The 17,011-nt window shown below is 33.6% G+C and carries 21 protein-coding genes and 1 riboswitch; of the genes, 20 read left to right on the plus strand and 1 reads right to left on the minus strand.

Features of this window, described 5'->3' with window-relative positions; translation table 11 throughout:
- Positions 1 to 21: 21 nt before the first annotated feature.
- From wecB to fabZ, 13 genes are all read left to right on the plus strand, one after another.
- Entirely contained in the window at positions 22 to 1,155 is a 1,134-nt protein-coding gene (gene wecB, locus HMPREF3058_RS00665; protein WP_032602800.1) for a non-hydrolyzing UDP-N-acetylglucosamine 2-epimerase, read from the plus strand.
- Between the two features lie 152 nt (positions 1,156 to 1,307).
- Positions 1,308 to 1,658 (plus strand): ATP synthase subunit I, encoded by a 351-nt coding sequence (locus HMPREF3058_RS00670; protein ID WP_002491197.1) that lies wholly within the window; start codon positions 1,308 to 1,310, stop codon positions 1,656 to 1,658.
- A gap of 25 nt (positions 1,659 to 1,683) precedes the next feature.
- Positions 1,684 to 2,412 carry a F0F1 ATP synthase subunit A gene (atpB, locus tag HMPREF3058_RS00675; protein WP_002491184.1) on the plus strand — a complete coding sequence of 243 codons (729 nt, stop codon included), beginning with the start codon at positions 1,684 to 1,686 and terminating at the stop codon, positions 2,410 to 2,412.
- Positions 2,413 to 2,454: 42 nt separating this feature from the next.
- Positions 2,455 to 2,667 (plus strand): F0F1 ATP synthase subunit C, encoded by a 213-nt coding sequence (gene atpE / locus HMPREF3058_RS00680; protein WP_001048816.1) that lies wholly within the window; start codon positions 2,455 to 2,457, stop codon positions 2,665 to 2,667.
- A 97-nt stretch (positions 2,668 to 2,764) separates the two neighbouring features.
- Complete coding sequence (locus HMPREF3058_RS00685) at positions 2,765 to 3,280, plus strand: F0F1 ATP synthase subunit B (RefSeq protein WP_002447787.1); 516 nt, start codon at positions 2,765 to 2,767, stop codon at positions 3,278 to 3,280.
- Positions 3,280 to 3,819: a F0F1 ATP synthase subunit delta gene (locus HMPREF3058_RS00690; protein ID WP_002447786.1), complete on the plus strand. Its 540-nt coding sequence runs from the start codon at positions 3,280 to 3,282 to the stop codon at positions 3,817 to 3,819. The genes HMPREF3058_RS00685 and HMPREF3058_RS00690 overlap by 1 nt, the downstream gene beginning before the upstream one ends.
- 22 nt (positions 3,820 to 3,841) lie before the next feature.
- Positions 3,842 to 5,353 carry a F0F1 ATP synthase subunit alpha gene (gene atpA / locus HMPREF3058_RS00695; protein ID WP_002458710.1) on the plus strand — a complete coding sequence of 504 codons (1,512 nt, stop codon included), beginning with the start codon at positions 3,842 to 3,844 and terminating at the stop codon, positions 5,351 to 5,353.
- 86 nt (positions 5,354 to 5,439) lie between these two features.
- Entirely contained in the window at positions 5,440 to 6,306 is an 867-nt protein-coding gene (atpG, locus tag HMPREF3058_RS00700) for an ATP synthase F1 subunit gamma (RefSeq protein ID WP_002458709.1), read from the plus strand.
- A gap of 21 nt (positions 6,307 to 6,327) precedes the next feature.
- A complete protein-coding gene (gene atpD / locus HMPREF3058_RS00705) occupies positions 6,328 to 7,740 on the plus strand; it encodes a F0F1 ATP synthase subunit beta (RefSeq protein WP_002447783.1) in 1,413 nt (470 codons plus the stop codon).
- A gap of 19 nt (positions 7,741 to 7,759) precedes the next feature.
- Positions 7,760 to 8,164, plus strand: a complete 405-nt coding sequence (locus HMPREF3058_RS00710) for a F0F1 ATP synthase subunit epsilon (RefSeq protein ID WP_002491183.1) — start codon at positions 7,760 to 7,762, stop codon at positions 8,162 to 8,164.
- A 148-nt stretch (positions 8,165 to 8,312) separates the two neighbouring features.
- Positions 8,313 to 8,546, plus strand: a complete 234-nt coding sequence (locus HMPREF3058_RS00715; protein ID WP_002495678.1) for a DUF1146 family protein — start codon at positions 8,313 to 8,315, stop codon at positions 8,544 to 8,546.
- Positions 8,547 to 8,655: 109 nt separating this feature from the next.
- Entirely contained in the window at positions 8,656 to 9,921 is a 1,266-nt protein-coding gene (murA, locus tag HMPREF3058_RS00720) for a UDP-N-acetylglucosamine 1-carboxyvinyltransferase (RefSeq protein WP_002458708.1), read from the plus strand.
- A gap of 33 nt (positions 9,922 to 9,954) precedes the next feature.
- Positions 9,955 to 10,392: a 3-hydroxyacyl-ACP dehydratase FabZ gene (gene fabZ / locus HMPREF3058_RS00725; RefSeq protein ID WP_002447779.1), complete on the plus strand. Its 438-nt coding sequence runs from the start codon at positions 9,955 to 9,957 to the stop codon at positions 10,390 to 10,392.
- A gap of 317 nt (positions 10,393 to 10,709) precedes the next feature.
- Here the strand turns inward: fabZ and HMPREF3058_RS00730 are convergent, their stop codons facing one another.
- Positions 10,710 to 11,150: a YwpF-like family protein gene (locus HMPREF3058_RS00730; protein WP_002458706.1), complete on the minus strand. Its 441-nt coding sequence runs from the start codon at positions 11,148 to 11,150 to the stop codon at positions 10,710 to 10,712.
- A 190-nt stretch (positions 11,151 to 11,340) separates the two neighbouring features.
- On the opposite strand from HMPREF3058_RS00730, the gene HMPREF3058_RS00735 reads away from it, so the two are divergent.
- The 7 genes from HMPREF3058_RS00735 (at position 11,341) to yidC (ending at position 16,956) form a co-directional block, all read left to right on the plus strand.
- Complete coding sequence (locus HMPREF3058_RS00735) at positions 11,341 to 11,736, plus strand: single-stranded DNA-binding protein (RefSeq protein ID WP_002447777.1); 396 nt, start codon at positions 11,341 to 11,343, stop codon at positions 11,734 to 11,736.
- 387 nt (positions 11,737 to 12,123) lie between these two features.
- Entirely contained in the window at positions 12,124 to 12,783 is a 660-nt protein-coding gene (locus tag HMPREF3058_RS00740; RefSeq protein ID WP_002447776.1) for a transglycosylase family protein, read from the plus strand.
- A 113-nt stretch (positions 12,784 to 12,896) separates the two neighbouring features.
- A riboswitch (TPP riboswitch) is annotated at positions 12,897 to 12,995 on the plus strand.
- Between the two features lie 71 nt (positions 12,996 to 13,066).
- Entirely contained in the window at positions 13,067 to 13,756 is a 690-nt protein-coding gene (tenA, locus tag HMPREF3058_RS00745) for a thiaminase II (RefSeq protein WP_002491179.1), read from the plus strand.
- Positions 13,749 to 14,570 carry a bifunctional hydroxymethylpyrimidine kinase/phosphomethylpyrimidine kinase gene (thiD, locus tag HMPREF3058_RS00750; protein ID WP_002458705.1) on the plus strand — a complete coding sequence of 274 codons (822 nt, stop codon included), beginning with the start codon at positions 13,749 to 13,751 and terminating at the stop codon, positions 14,568 to 14,570. The genes tenA and thiD overlap by 8 nt, the downstream gene beginning before the upstream one ends.
- Positions 14,563 to 15,351: a hydroxyethylthiazole kinase gene (gene thiM, locus HMPREF3058_RS00755; RefSeq protein ID WP_002486939.1), complete on the plus strand. Its 789-nt coding sequence runs from the start codon at positions 14,563 to 14,565 to the stop codon at positions 15,349 to 15,351. Before thiD ends, thiM begins: the two co-directional genes overlap by 8 nt.
- Before the next feature lie 5 nt (positions 15,352 to 15,356).
- The gene (thiE, locus tag HMPREF3058_RS00760) at positions 15,357 to 15,995 is read left to right on the plus strand and encodes a thiamine phosphate synthase (RefSeq protein WP_002458704.1); all 639 of its coding nucleotides are present in this window, start codon (positions 15,357 to 15,359) and stop codon (positions 15,993 to 15,995) included.
- A gap of 88 nt (positions 15,996 to 16,083) precedes the next feature.
- The gene (gene yidC, locus HMPREF3058_RS00765; RefSeq protein WP_002458703.1) at positions 16,084 to 16,956 is read left to right on the plus strand and encodes a membrane protein insertase YidC; all 873 of its coding nucleotides are present in this window, start codon (positions 16,084 to 16,086) and stop codon (positions 16,954 to 16,956) included.
- Positions 16,957 to 17,011 lie beyond the last annotated feature (55 nt).

Genomic DNA, 17,011 nt, shown 5'->3' on the forward strand with positions numbered 1-17,011 from the left:
ATATTTTTGAAGAAAAAAGTTATGACCATATTTGGAACTAGGCCTGAAGCTATAAAAATGGCTCCGTTGATTAAAACGTTAGAAAAAGATTCTAACCTGGAACCCGTTGTTGTAGTCACCGCCCAACATAGGGAGATGCTTGATTCAGTGTTGAATACTTTTAATATAAGTGCAGATTATGATTTGAATATTATGAAAGCTGGTCAAACACTGTCTGAAGTAACATCTGAAGCAATGAAAAAGTTAGAAGATATCATACAAAAGGAAGTGCCTGATATGGTACTTGTTCATGGTGATACAGTGACAACCTTTTCTGGAGCGTTAGCTGCATTTTATAGTCAAACACCTATAGGACATGTTGAAGCTGGATTAAGGAGTTATAATAAATATTCACCTTATCCAGAAGAAATAAATAGACAAATGGTTGGGGTAATGGCAGATTTGCACTTTGCCCCAACCTATAATGCTGCACAGAATTTAGTAAAAGAGGGTAAATTAGCCAAACATATAGCTATCACTGGTAATACAGCCATTGACGCAATGAAATATACAATCGATTACCAATATTCATCATCTATTATACAAAAACATAAAAATAAAAACTTTATTTTACTCACAGCACATAGACGTGAAAACATAGGTAAACCTATGATAAACGTGTTTAAAGCGATTAGAAAGTTGATTGATGAATATCATGATTTAGCGTTGGTCTATCCTATGCATATGAATCCCAAAGTAAGAGATATAGCGCAAAAATATTTAGGAAATCATCCTAGGATTGAATTGATAGAACCACTTGATGTGGTTGATTTTCATAATTTTGCTAAACAAGCATATCTCATTATGACTGACTCTGGTGGAATACAAGAGGAGGCACCATCATTACATAAACCTGTTTTAGTATTGAGAGATAGTACTGAAAGACCGGAGGGTGTAGATGCTGGAACTTTGAGAGTCATTGGTACGAATGAAGAAGATGTCTATAATGAAACTAAAAAATTATTAGAAAAACCAGACCTTTATCAAAAAATGAGTCAAGCTGTTAATCCATATGGCGATGGACAAGCTAGTGAGAGAATTGTGCAACATATAAAATATTATTTTAATTTGACAAATGACAGACCCAATCATTTTGAATATACAAAAGATTTATAAAATGACAAATGTGAATTTTTTGTGACAAAAACCAGTGAAAATTTAACAAGAATTTGAATAGAATTGACACCATACAACCGGCTATATTATCATTTAGATTGTATGAGTGGAACGGTTTACATGATTGGTATAGGACACTCGGAGGCTATAAAATGCGTCGTTTCAACATCATTTTCAAACAATATTTGCAATATTATCTTTATTTATTGGTAATAGTTGGAATATTGTACTCAATTTCACCCCGCCCATTTTTCTTGGGTCTTATGATAGGTACATGTGGTTCTTTAGTAAATACATACATCTTTGAGATTTATTTAGCTAAATCAATGCATAAAGAATCGACACAAATGTCTACTGGTAGTACTTGGAGGTATTTAGTGGCAATTATTGCATGTGTATTATGGTTATTCTTTAAAGAACACATTAATATTATCGGAGTTTTAATTGGGTTAATGATTTCTTATATTGTAATCATATTGCGCCCTCTACTACAAAGGGAGTAAAAATTTAATAGAAAGAGGTGAGTTTATGGATCACAAATCCCCACTCGTTAGTTGGAACGTCTTTGGTTTCGATATTGTTTTTAATCTGGCCAGTGTTTTAATGGTAGTGATTACAGCCATTTTAGTTTTTATTTTAGCTATAGTTTGCACTCGAAACTTAAAGAAACGACCAACTGGAAAACAAAACTTCATTGAATGGGTATTTGATTTTGTTAGAGGTATTATTGAAAGTAATATGGCCTGGAAAAAAGGTGGGAACTTCCACTTCTTAGCAGTGACATTAATTCTTTTCATTTTTGTAGCCAACATGCTTGGTTTACCGTTCGCAATTGTCACTCATGACCATACGCTATGGTGGAAATCACCAACAGCAGACGCTACGGTAACTCTAACGTTATCTACAACTATGATTTTGTTAACGCACTATTACGGTATTAAAATGCGTGGAACAAAAGCTTATGGAGCTGGATATTTTAAACCTTTCTGGCCATTGGCTATTATTAATGTATTCGAAGAATTCACTTCTACATTAACTTTAGGTCTACGTTTGTACGGTAATATTTTTGCAGGTGAATTATTACTCGGTTTACTTGCATCATTGTTCTTTGAACAACCTGCATGGGGTTGGATAATTAGTATTCCTGGATTAATAGTTTGGCAAGCGTTCTCTATATTCGTGGGAACGATCCAAGCATATATCTTTGTAATGCTTTCAATGGTTTACATGTCACATAAAGTGGCAGACGGACATTAATATAATTTAGTAACTATATAAATATTAGGAGGAAATTTTATTATGAATTTAATCGCAGCGGCAATCGCAATTGGTTTATCAGCATTAGGTGCAGGTATTGGTAACGGTCTTATCGTATCTAGAACAGTTGAAGGTGTAGCACGTCAACCAGAAGCACGTGGTCAATTAATGGGTATCATGTTCATTGGTGTTGGTTTAGTTGAGGCATTACCAATCATCGGTGTTGTAATTGCATTCATGACATTTGCTGGATAAGACATTTTATAAGGCGAAGTCTAACGAGAGACTATCGCCGTTCGTTTTGTTTTTTATAGCTTAGTGATTATTTTGACGAAAGGAGTGTCATGAGCCCGTGACTGCAACAGCTAATACATTTATTCTCGGTGCAGGAGTTGAATGGGGGACAACAATTGTAACACTCGCAACATTTGTAATCCTCATCATACTTTTGAAGAAATTTGCTTGGGGTCCATTAAAAGAAGTAATGGATAAACGTGAACGTGATATCAATAAAGATATTGACGACGCAGAACAAGCTAAGATAAATGCTCAAAAACTTGAAGAAGAAAATAGAAAGACACTTAAAGAAACTCAAGATGAAGTTCAAAAAATCTTAGATGATGCTAAGATTCAAGCACGTAAGCAGCATGAAGAAATTATTCATGAAGCTAACGAAAAAGCTAATGGTATGATTGAAACTGCTCAAAGTGAAATTAATAGTCAAAAAGAACGTGCAATTTCTGATATTAATAATCAAGTTTCTGAACTATCAGTACTTATTGCATCTAAAGTTCTTAGAAAAGAAATTTCAGAGCAAGATCAAAAAGAATTAGTTGAAAAGTATTTAAAAGAGGCAGGGGATAAATAATGGCAAAGGTAGCAAAAAAATATGCCAAAGCATTATTTGATGTCGCTCTAGATACAAATCAACTAGATGTTGTCTATGAAGATTTAGAAACAATTAGCCATTCATCGTTTGATTTCATAAAACAACTTAAAGCAATTGATAGTAATCCAAGTTTAACTGCAAATCAACGTAAAGAATTTGTAGAAAGAGTTTACAACGAAGCAAATCCATATGTGGTAAATACTTTAAAAGTATTAGCAGATAACCGACATATTTCAATTGTAGAGAATGTTTTTAAATCATTCCAAAATTTATATAACAAACACTACAAACAAGATTTTGCTATTATTGAATCGACTTACGAGTTAAGCGAAGATGAAATATCAAGAATTGTAGAACTTATAAAAAAGCAAACTGAATTGTCAAATGTAATTGTTAACACTAAAATCAATCAAGATCTAATTGGTGGATTTAGAGTTAAGGTTGGAACTACAGTTATGGATGGTAGTGTTAGAAATGACCTTGTTCAATTACAAAGAAAATTTGAAAGAGCTAACTAATATTTAAAGAGGAGTGACATAGATGGCCATAAAAGCTGAAGAAATCAGTGCATTGCTTCGCTCACAAATTGAAAATTATGAGTCAGAAATGTCCGTTACAGATGTTGGTACAGTACTCCAAATTGGTGACGGTATCGCATTAATTCACGGACTTAACGACGTTATGGCTGGTGAGCTAGTAGAATTCCATAACGGTGTTCTTGGTTTAGCACAAAACCTTGAAGAATCTAATGTGGGTGTGGTTATTTTAGGACCATATGAAGAAATTAGTGAAGGTGACGAAGTTAAACGTACTGGCCGAATTATGGAAGTACCAGTCGGAGAGGAAATGATAGGAAGAGTTGTTAATCCTCTTGGACAACCTATTGACGGGCAAGGTCCAATCAATGCGACTAAAACCCGTCCTGTGGAGAAAAAAGCAACTGGCGTAATGGATCGTAAATCTGTAGATGAACCATTACAAACAGGTATCAAAGCAATTGATGCTTTAGTACCTATTGGTCGAGGTCAACGTGAATTAATCATTGGTGACCGTCAAACTGGTAAAACAACAGTTGCAATTGATTCAATCTTAAACCAAAAAGATCAAGATACAATTTGTATTTATGTTGCAATAGGTCAAAAAGATTCAACTGTTCGTGCAAATGTTGAAAAATTAAGACAAGCAGGTGCTTTAGACTACACAATCGTTGTATCTGCATCCGCAGCTGATCCAGCACCATTACTTTATATTGCGCCATATTCTGGTGTAACTATGGGTGAAGAGTTCATGTTTAATGGAAAACATGTTCTTATCGTTTACGATGATTTAACTAAGCAAGCGGCAGCATACCGTGAGTTATCATTATTACTACGTAGACCACCAGGTCGTGAAGCATATCCTGGGGACGTCTTCTACCTACACAGTAGATTATTAGAAAGAGCTGCAAAACTTAACGATGATCTTGGAGGCGGTTCAATTACTGCTTTACCAATCATTGAAACTCAAGCTGGCGATATCTCAGCTTACGTTCCAACAAATGTTATCTCAATTACTGACGGACAAATATTCTTGCAATCTGATTTATTCTTCTCAGGTGTTAGACCAGCGATTAATGCTGGACAATCAGTATCTCGTGTTGGTGGTTCAGCTCAAATTAAAGCGATGAAAAAAGTTGCAGGAACATTACGTTTAGACTTGGCTTCATATCGTGAGTTAGAATCATTTGCGCAATTTGGTTCTGATTTAGATGAATTCACAGCTAAAAAGTTGGCGCGTGGTGAACGTACTGTTGAAGTCTTAAAACAAGGTCAAAACAACCCACTGCCTGTAGAACATCAAGTACTTATTATTTTTGCATTAACTAAAGGTTACTTAGATGATATTCCTGTACAAGATATCACTCGTTTTGAAGAGGAATTTAACCACTGGGCTGAGTCAAATGCAACTGAGTTATTAAATGAAATTAGAGAAACTGGTGCTTTACCAGATGCTGATAAATTTGATTCTGCTATCACAGAATTTAAAAAAGGTTTTAATAAATCAGAAGAATAAAATCTAATTTAATCGTAATATAGAGAGTACATTCTAAATCTTATAAATCGTTAAATTAAGATTAATACTCCAAAGGTGGTGAGATAATGGCCTCTCTTAAAGAGATAGACAGTCGTATTAAATCGACAAGTAAGATGAAGCAAATCACTAAGGCGATGAACATGGTTTCTAGTTCAAAATTACGTAGAGCTGAGAAAAATACTAAATCATTTAGACCTTATATGGAAAAGATGCAAGATGCTATTACAGCTGTAGCTGGTTCAAATAGTACTTCTAATCATCCAATGCTTAAATCTAGAGACATTAAAAGAAGTGGTTACTTAGTAATTACTAGTGATAAAGGCTTAGCCGGTGCCTATAGTACAAATGTTTTAAAAACATTAGTAAACGATATCAAATCTAAACACAACGACAGTAGTGAATATAGCCTAATCGTTTTAGGTCAGCAAGGTGTAGATTTCTTCAATCATAGAGGATATGAAATTGAAAGTTCTTTAGTTGAAGTTCCAGATCAACCTTCATTTAAGTCTATTCAATCTATAGCTAAACATGCTATTGATTTATTTAGCGAGGAAAACATAGATGAATTGACTATTTATTACAGTCATTATGTTAGTGTCTTAGAAAATAAACCTGCAACTAAACAAGTTTTACCATTATCTCAAGAAGATTCAGGTCAAGGACATGGTCAAATGTCTTCATACGAATTTGAACCAGATAAAGAATCTATATTAAGCGTTATTTTGCCACAATACGTTGAAAGCTTAATCTACGGTACAATTTTAGATGCAAAAGCTAGTGAACATGCTTCACGTATGACAGCAATGAGAAATGCTTCAGATAATGCGACAGAACTAATCGATGATTTATCATTAGAATACAATAGAGCGAGACAAGCTGCGATTACTCAACAAATTACTGAAATTGTTGGTGGATCATCAGCTCTTGAGTAATAATAAAAGGAGGAAATCAACATGGGAATTGGCCGTGTAACTCAAGTTATGGGTCCAGTAATAGATGTTCGTTTTGAACATAACGAAGTACCTGAGATAAATAATGCATTACACATCGAAGTTCCTAAAGAAGATGGAACGCTTCAATTAACGTTAGAAGTTGCACTTCAACTAGGTGACGATGTAGTTCGTACAATTGCAATGGACTCAACTGACGGCGTTCAAAGAGGAATGGAAGTTAAAGATACAGGTAGAGACATTAGTGTACCTGTCGGTGACGTAACTCTAGGAAGAGTGTTTAACGTACTAGGAGAAACTATTGACTTAGATGAAAAAATTGATGATTCAGTACGACGTGACCCTATCCATAGACAAGCTCCAGGATTCGACGAATTATCAACAAAAGTAGAAATCTTAGAAACTGGTATTAAAGTAGTAGACTTATTAGCACCTTACATTAAAGGTGGTAAAATTGGATTATTTGGTGGTGCCGGTGTAGGTAAGACCGTATTAATCCAAGAACTTATTAATAACATTGCTCAAGAACACGGTGGTATTTCAGTATTCGCTGGTGTTGGTGAACGTACACGTGAAGGTAATGATCTTTACTATGAAATGAGCGACAGTGGTGTTATCAAGAAAACTGCAATGGTCTTTGGTCAAATGAACGAGCCACCTGGTGCACGTATGCGTGTAGCATTATCCGGATTAACAATGGCTGAATATTTCCGAGATGAAGAAGGTCAAGATGTGTTATTATTCATTGATAACATTTTCAGATTCACTCAAGCTGGTTCAGAAGTTTCTGCGTTATTAGGTCGTATGCCATCAGCTGTTGGTTATCAACCTACACTTGCTACAGAAATGGGTCAATTACAAGAACGTATAAGTTCAACAAATAAAGGTTCAGTTACATCAATTCAAGCTGTTTTCGTACCAGCCGATGACTATACTGACCCTGCGCCAGCAACAACGTTCGCGCACTTAGATTCAACAACAAACTTAGAGCGTAAATTAACAGAAATGGGTATTTATCCAGCTGTAGACCCGCTTGCTTCTACATCTAGAGCTTTGGAACCTTCAGTAGTAGGTCAAGAGCATTATGATGTGGCACGTGAAGTTCAATCTACTTTACAAAAATATAGAGAGTTACAAGATATAATTGCAATTCTTGGTATGGATGAATTATCTGATGAAGATAAGCAAACTGTGGAACGAGCACGTAGAATTCAATTCTTCTTATCACAAAACTTCCACGTTGCAGAACAATTCACTGGACAAAAAGGTTCATATGTACCTGTTAAAACAACAGTTGCAGACTTCAGAGATATTTTAGATGGTAAGTATGACCATATCCCTGAAGACGCATTCCGTTTAGTAGGTAGCATGGAAGACGTAATTGAGAAAGCAAAAGATATGGGTGTTGAAGTCTAATAATTAGGAGGTATGGATAATGAATACACTTAGACTAAATATTGTCACTCCTAATGGTTCTGTCTATGAACGTGAAGACGTTGAGATGGCTGTCTTACAAACAACAGCTGGAGAAATGGGGATTATGTATGGTCACATTCCAACTGTTGCTGCATTAAAAACAGGTCATGTGAAAGTTAATTTTCACAACGGAAATGAATTTATTGCTGTAAGTGATGGCTTTATTGAAGCAAGACAACATCAATTATCAATTATCGTCCAAACGGCCGAACCTGCTAATGAAATCGATGTTGAAAGAGCTAAATTAGCTAAGTCGAGAGCAGAATCACATTTAGAAGATGATGATGATAATACAGACATAAATAGAGCTAAAAGAGCACTTGAACGAGCAAATAATCGTTTACGTGTTGCAGAATTACAATAATTAAAAAAGGTTCGATAGTATATTTTAATAACTATCGAACCTTTTTTTAAATTGTAAAATATTAAAAACTAATATCCATTTTTATAAGTATCTTTATTGCCTCTTTTCGTGTACAATGTTATACAGTAATCTTACGAAGGAGCTTAATATGGATTATCTTGGTCAGTTCGCAATTGTACATTTAATCTTACATGTTGTTTGTATTTGCGTAGCTTATTGGGCTTTAAATTCCATAAAATTAGATCAACTTTTTAAAAAGGGCTACCCATTACAAGTTCAAGTTTGTATGATTTTTATTTCTATTTTACTGGGTACGGCAGTTAGTAACTTTATAGTTGATTTATTGCAATATTCAACTCAAGTGAAATACTTGATAAAATAACTATGTAATTGTTATTTAATTTATAGGTTAAATGTGATCATATGACGAATATTTAATTATAATGTTGGGAAACGAATAACTGATTAGAGTTTTAAGTGGAGGATTAAAGATGGATAAAATAGTAATAAATGGTGGAAATCGTTTAACTGGTGAAGTAAATGTTGAAGGAGCTAAAAATGCTGTATTACCTGTACTTACAGCGTCATTACTTGCTTCAGAAGGACAAAGTAAACTAGTTAATGTCCCAGAGTTAAGTGATGTTGAAACAATCAATAATGTATTATCTACACTCAATGCAAATGTAGAGTATGATAAAGATAAAAATGCAGTTAAAGTTGATGCAACTAAAACTTTAAATGAAGAAGCCCCTTATGAATATGTGAGTAAAATGCGAGCAAGCATCTTGGTTATGGGACCATTACTCGCTCGATTAGGGCATGCTATTGTTGCTTTGCCAGGAGGATGTGCGATTGGAACACGTCCTATTGAGCAGCACATTAAAGGATTTGAAGCTTTAGGTGCAGACATTCATTTAGAAAATGGAAATATTTATGCAAATGCTAAAGATGGATTAAAGGGAGCACATATCCATTTAGATTTTCCAAGTGTAGGTGCAACTCAAAATATTATTATGGCAGCGTCCTTGGCATCAGGAAAATCTATCATTGAGAATGTCGCTAAAGAACCTGAAATTGTTGATTTAGCTAATTATATTAATGAAATGGGCGGTAAAATCACAGGTGCTGGTACTGATACCATTACGATACATGGTGTTGAAAAACTTTACGGTGTTGAACACGCAATTATACCAGATAGAATTGAAGCTGGAACGCTACTTATCGCAGGTGCAATAACTCGTGGTGACATATTTGTACGTGGTGCAATTAAAGAACATATGGCTAGTTTAATATATAAGCTTGAAGAGATGGGGGTAGATCTTGAATATAATGAAGAAGGTATAAGAGTTACAGCAAATGGAGATTTAAATCCAGTAGATGTAAAAACTTTACCTCACCCAGGTTTCCCAACTGATATGCAATCTCAAATGATGGCTTTATTATTAACAGCAAATGGACACAAAGTGATTACTGAGACAGTTTTTGAAAATAGATTTATGCACGTTGCAGAATTTAGAAGAATGAATGCGAATATAAGTGTTGAAGGAAGAAGTGCTAAAATTGAAGGAAAAAGCCATTTACAAGGTGCTCAAGTTAAAGCCACGGATTTAAGAGCTGCTGCAGCCTTAATCTTAGCTGGTTTAGTTGCCGAGGGAACTACGCAAGTGACTGAGTTAAAGCATCTTGATAGAGGATACGTCAATTTACATGGAAAACTAAAAAGTCTAGGTGCAAACATAGAACGAGTTAATCAATAATATTATTACAGCTTAAGCACGGAGGTTTTAAAAATGGAAACGATTTTTGATTATAATCAAATTAAACAAATTATCCCACACAGACAACCTTTTTTACTAATAGATAAAATTGTAGAATATGATGAAGGTAAAAGATGTGTAGGACTAAAGCAAGTATCGGGTAATGAACCATTTTTCCAGGGACATTTCCCTAATTACGCTGTGATGCCTGGTGTTCTCATAACGGAGGCTTTAGCGCAAACTGGTGCAGTAGCTATGTTAAATAGCGAAGAAAATAAAGGAAAAATAGCATTATTTGCAGGCATTGATAAGTGTCGCTTCAAAAAACAAGTCGTACCTGGAGATACATTAATGTTGGAAGTTGAAATAACTAAAATAAAAGGCCCTATAGGTAAAGGTTCGGCTAAAGCGACTGTTGATGGCCAACTTGCTTGTAGCTGTGAACTTACTTTTGCTATTCAAGATGCTTAACCTTAGATAATTAAACTCTTAAGGTAAAATAATTCGTATTGTGATAATAAAATAGTAAAAACATATTTAAAGAAAGTTGCACAGATTATTGACCTAACTTTTCATGTCTATTGAATTTCTGGTTGAAATGCTCTAAGTCAGGTCTCGTCTGAAATTATAAGTATCAATAGTAGTGCTTTTTAATATAGTAATTAGTGTTCGTATAGAGCCTGGAACAATGGTTAATTCATGTTCTAGGCTTTATTTATGTTCAACATTTAAATTTGTATATGATTTAAATATATGAAAATTAAATGTTTTATAATTACCCTATGTGTTTATCTTTCGATTTTCTCATCTTTCAACTTAGGTTTTGATTGCATCATACGATTAAATGTTTTTTTTAACTTTTCACCAGTAAGTCCTTCATCAACTAATTCTTCTAATAAACTCTCAGCGTATTCTTGTCTCAAAGTGTAGATGTGACATTCTAAAACGACTGACATTGAATATTTAAAATTTTTAACGCTTTTAACTGTTGCATTAAATAACGCTGGATCGTTAGCAGGTCTTGTAATAACTACTCTAATATCTAAAAGTTGTTTGTTTTCCTTATATTGATTAAATGTTTCATAGTGTTCATTTGAAATAACTATTTCTAGTAACCACCCAGTGCCACTTCCCTCTTTATTTATAATCACACCATCTTCAATAGCGTATTCGGATATAGCACCATGTTCATTTACAATTTGAAATCTTACTGCCTTAAAAGTTTTCATAATATCACTTCTCCAAATTTTTTTATTCATACAAAAATATAAATTTATGTCAGATTTAGATATAATACTTCAATATTTTCTTTAAATATATCAAAATCTCATCATCATTTACTAACAATTTCAATAAAATTGTGGTTTTGACCAGTGAACTAAGCTCAGTTATGATTAGAGCATAAGAAGGAGGTGACACATGTTAAATAAAATAGTCATTGTTGGTAGAATGACGAAAGATGCTCAAATATATGAAAAGGAGGATAACAAAATAGCAACATTTTGCGTTGCTACAGAAAGAAACTACAAAGATGATAATAACGAAATTTCTTCAGATTATTTGCTTTGTAAAGCTTTCGGTAAAACTGCCACTAATATTGAAAAGTACACTAGTCAAGGTACTTTAGTAGGTATAACTGGGCAAATGCGTTCAAGAAAATATGAAAAAGAAGGCCAAACACATTTTGTTACAGAATTATACGTTGAAACAATTAAATTCATGTCCCCCAAAAATAAAAACAATGAAACTCCCTCTGATAATCAATTTGAAAACAACACTTATCAACCTGATGATTTAGAAATAATTCATATTTAAACAACTATCTTTTCCTTTAAAACTCCATCCTATATTTAATAAATTAATTTATCCTTTCTTTCAATTATACTCGAGCGGCCTTTGTTAATCATAAAACATTAATTAAAGGTCGCTTTAAATACATATCAAAGGCCTATAATTTTGATAATTATCTGATAAATTTCATTTATATTACAACGATATTGTGATAATGTGACTCGAAAAAACTATCATGATAGGAATAATTACGGTTATTCATTAGAATTAGTATACTATTTAATGTAATTGCAGTGTAAAAAAATGGCGTTTATTTTTATTTCAGTGTAACCTGCACGATTTTTATAGATGTTACAGTAGGTTACGTAAACAAATTAAGAAAACAAATCACTTTTAGGAGGATTTTTAATAATGAAAAAAACATTAGTTGCATCATCATTAGCTATAGGACTAGGCGTTGTAGCAGGCAACGCAGGACATGACGCACATGCAAGTGAGACTACAAATGTTGATAAAGCAGAATTAGCTCAAAAAGCGTTAACTAATGATCAATCACTAAATGAAAGCCCTGTTCAAGAAGGTGCTTATAACATTAATTTTGATTACAATGGCAATTCTTATCATTTTGAATCTGATGGTTCTACTTGGAGTTGGAGTTATGAATCAACAAACAATGCTACGCAACCTGTTCAACCAAGCCAATCTCAAGTAGCAACACAACAACAACCTGTACAAGTATCAGCACCACAAAATGAGCAAACAGCGCAACCACAAACAAAATCAACATCTGCAAGTCAAACTTCTTCAAGTAAAGCTTCAAGTGGTTCATCAGTAAATGTAAATTCACATTTACAACAAATTGCTCAACGTGAATCAGGTGGCGATATTCATGCAATAAACCCATCTTCAGGTGCAGCAGGTAAATATCAATTCTTACAATCAACTTGGGATTCTGTTGCTCCAAGTCAATATAAAGGTGTATCACCTGCAAAAGCTCCAGAAAGCGTACAAGACAAAGCAGCAGTAAAATTATATAATACTGGTGGCCCAGGTCATTGGGTAACTGCTTAATTAAAATATGAAGTATGTACCATCTTCTCGAATTTGAGAAGATGGTTTTTTATTATACGACTTATTTGATTTACATGTAATCGTTTGCTATGGTTGATAATGAATCATATATTATTTACTACTAGGGGAGCCAAAAGGCTGAGATGAATGTATTCAGACCCTTATAACCTGATTTGGTTAATACCAACGTAGGAAAGTAGTTATTAACTATTCGTCATTAAGATGTCTTGGTCTAACTACTTTCCTCGTTGGGAAGTAGTTTTATTTTTTGAGGAGGCTAATTATGACATTTTCAAAAGAGTTGAGGGAAGCATCAAAACCTATTATTGATGATATTTACAATGATGGTTTTATTCAAGATTTACTAGCAGGTAAGTTATCTAATCAAGCTGTAAGACAATACTTAAGAGCAGACGCTTCTTATTTAAAAGAGTTTACAAATATTTATGCAATGCTCATACCCAAAATGAGTTCCATGGATGATGTTAAATTTCTAGTAGAACAAATTGAATTTATGTTAGAAGGAGAAGTTGAAGCGCATGAGGTTCTAGCTGATTTCATTAATGAACCATATGAAGAAATAGTAAAAGAAAAAGTATGGCCACCAAGTGGTGATCATTATATTAAACACATGTACTTCAATGCATTTGCACGTGAAAATGCAGCCTTCACGATTGCAGCGATGGCACCATGTCCATACGTTTACGCTGTCATTGGTAAACGTGCGATGGAAGATTCAAAATTAAATAAAGAATCAGTGACTTCTAAATGGTTCCAATTTTATAGTACTGAAATGGACGAACTTGTTGATGTGTTCGATCAATTGATGGACCGTTTAACTAAACATTGTAGTGAGACTGAAAAAAATGAAATTAAAGAAAATTTCTTGCAAAGTACTATTCATGAGAGACATTTCTTCAATATGGCATATATTAATGAAAAATGGGAATATAGGGGAGATAATAATGCATAAACCTAAAATTGCACTAACAATAGCAGGCACAGACCCCACCGGTGGGGCAGGTGTTATGGCGGATTTAAAATCATTTCACGCGTGTGGCGTTTATGGTATGGCCACTATAACAAGTATCGTTGCTCAAAATACTCTAGGAGTTCAACATATTCATAATTTAGAAACTTCATGGGTAAAGGAACAACTTGATAGTGTGTTTGATGATGAATTACCACAAGCTATCAAAACGGGTATGATTGCAACAAAAGAAACGATGGAGTTGATTCAAAGTTACTTAAAGGAACATTCCAATATTCCTTATGTGATTGATCCAGTTATGCTTGCCAAAAGTGGTGATTCATTGATGGATGACAATACTAAAAATCATTTGCAATCAACATTATTACCTTTGGCTGATGTTGTCACTCCGAATATACCTGAAGCTGAAGAAATTACTGGTATTAAAATTAACGATGAAGAAAGTATACGTAAAGCAGGTCAAATCTTTATTAATGAAATTGGTAGTAAGGGCGTTGTAATTAAGGGTGGACATTCAGCCGATTTAAATAATGCTAAAGATTTTCTTTTCACTAAGAATGAAACGTATACATTTGAGAACAGACGCTTTGATACTAAACATACGCATGGAACTGGTTGTACTTTTTCAGCAGTCATTACAGCAGAATTAGCTAAAGGTCGTTCCATAAATGATGCAGTAAAAAAAGCAAAAGAGTTTATTTCATTAAGTATTGAACATACCCCAGAAATTGGCAGGGGAAGAGGACCTGTAAATCATTTTGCTTATATGAAGAAAGTAGGTTTAGATGATGAATAATTTAGAACGATTACGTTCAGAAAATCCACTCGTAATTTGCTATACCAATGATGTTGTGAAAAACTTTACTGCGAATGGTTTACTAAGTTTAGGTGCTAGTCCCGCAATGAGTGAGGCACCAGAAGAAGCTGAAGATTTTACTCGAATGGCTAGTGCGCTTTTAATTAATATCGGTACACTCACACGTGAAAATGAGGAAGATATTATCAAAATAGGTAAAATTGCTAATCAGCAAGGTACACCAATAGTTTTTGATCCAGTGGCAGTTGGCGCATCTACATATCGTAAAAATTTTTGTCAACGTTTTCTTGATGAAGTTAATGTCACAGTTATAAAAGGCAATGCATCCGAAATATTGACATTAATTGATTTTAATACAACTATGAAAGGTACTGACAGTGATAGCGAATTAGATTCAGTAAATATTGCAAAAAAAGCGGCAAATACTTTAAACACTGCTATTGTCATTACTGGGGAAGATGATATTATTGCAAAAAATGAGAAAATAATTAAATTATCTAATGGTTCTCCGCTTCTTACTAAAATTACAGGGGCTGGATGCTTGTTAGGTGGTGTATTAGCAAGTTTCTTGTTTAGAAATACTCAACCTTCAATTGATTTATTAGTTGAAGCGGTAAGTGTCTACAACATCGCAGCAGAATTTGCTGAACAAGCACCTCATGTAAATGGACCTGGTACTTTTCTATCTGAACTACTAGATCAACTTTATCAAATGAATGATATTGCTTATAAAAATCAAGTAAAAAAGGTAGAGATATAAATATGATGTTTGATTCAAAACAATTATCAGTCTATTTTATTTGCGGAACACAAGATATACCTAAAAATAAATCAATTGAGCAAGTTCTCAAAGAGGCATTAGAAGCTGGAATCACATTGTATCAATTTCGTGAAAAAGGCCCTAATGCACTAAAAGGAGAAAAGAAAAAACAGCTAGCCTTAAAACTTAAACAATTATGTCATTCATATCACGTACCTATGATAGTTAATGATGATGTTCAATTAGCCCAAGAGATTAATGCTGATGGCATTCATGTAGGTCAAGATGATATGGAAATTCAACAATTTGCAAGCCAATTTAAAAATAAGATTATAGGTTTAAGTGTAGGGAATTTGAAAGAGTATCAACAATCTGATTTGTCTAAAGTTGATTATATTGGAGTAGGTCCAATGTATACAACATCATCAAAAGATGACGCTAGTAAACCTGTTGGGCCATCTATGATATCTCAATTAAGATTATATATTCATGATGTTCCTATAGTTGCCATTGGAGGTATTAATGAAACTAACGTGCAGCCTATTGTTGACGAAGGTGCAGATGGTATTTCTGTCATCTCAGCAATTACACGTAGTACCAATATAGACAAAACGGTTAAATACTTCTTAAGATATTTCACCTAAATCTCTATTTTTTCTACTTTTTGTTTTCTACTATTGTATTAGTATGATAAAATATACTCTATGTGAATATAACATTAGAGGTGGAAAAATGAAGAAAAAAGCGTTACTACCTTTGTTTTTGGGAATAATGATTTTTCTAGCAGGTTGTGATTACTCTACACCTGAGAAGCAAGATGGATTCTTCTTTAATACTTTTGTTCAACCTATGAAACATCTCTTACAGTGGTTAGGAAATGATGTTTTTCATAATAATTTTGGACTAGCAATTATTGTATTAGTTCTTTTCATTCGTTTAATCTTGTTACCATTTATGTTATCTAACTATAAAAATAGCCACATGATGCGTGAGAAAATGAAAGTGGCTAAACCTGAAGTAGATGGCATTCAAGAAAAGGTTAAACGTGCGCGTACACAAGAAGAAAAAATGGCTGCAAACCAAGAACTTATGGAAGTTTATAAAAAATATGATATGAACCCTATGAAGAGCATGTTAGGATGTTTACCTATACTTATTCAAATGCCAATTATTATGGGATTATACTTTGTATTAAAAGATAAACTTGTAAATGGTTTATCTGAACATCCGCATTTCTTATGGTTTAATTTAACTAAACCTGACATTTGGATTACAGTTATTGCCGGTGTGCTATACTTTATTCAAGCTGTAGTTTCAAGCAAAACGATGCCTCAAGAGCAACGTCAGATGGGTTATATGATGATGGTTATTTCTCCAATAATGATTATTTGGATTTCTTTACAAGCATCATCAGCTTTAGGTTTATACTGGTCTGTCAGTGCATTATTCTTAGTAATTCAAACGCATTTTGCTAATATTTATTACTCTAAACTTGCTAAAAAAGAAGTTCAACCTTTTATTGAAAAGTATGAAAGAGAACATAATCCTTCTTCAAAGAAAAAAGGGAAAAATACTCAAGTAGTATCAAAAAAGAATAAAAAATAATAAACAATAACCTGAGACACCAATCGTTGTCTCAGGTATTTTTTATGTGGTAGAT

Source organism: Staphylococcus sp. HMSC068G11 (genome assembly GCF_001815825.1).
Taxonomy (GTDB): domain Bacteria; phylum Bacillota; class Bacilli; order Staphylococcales; family Staphylococcaceae; genus Staphylococcus; species Staphylococcus epidermidis.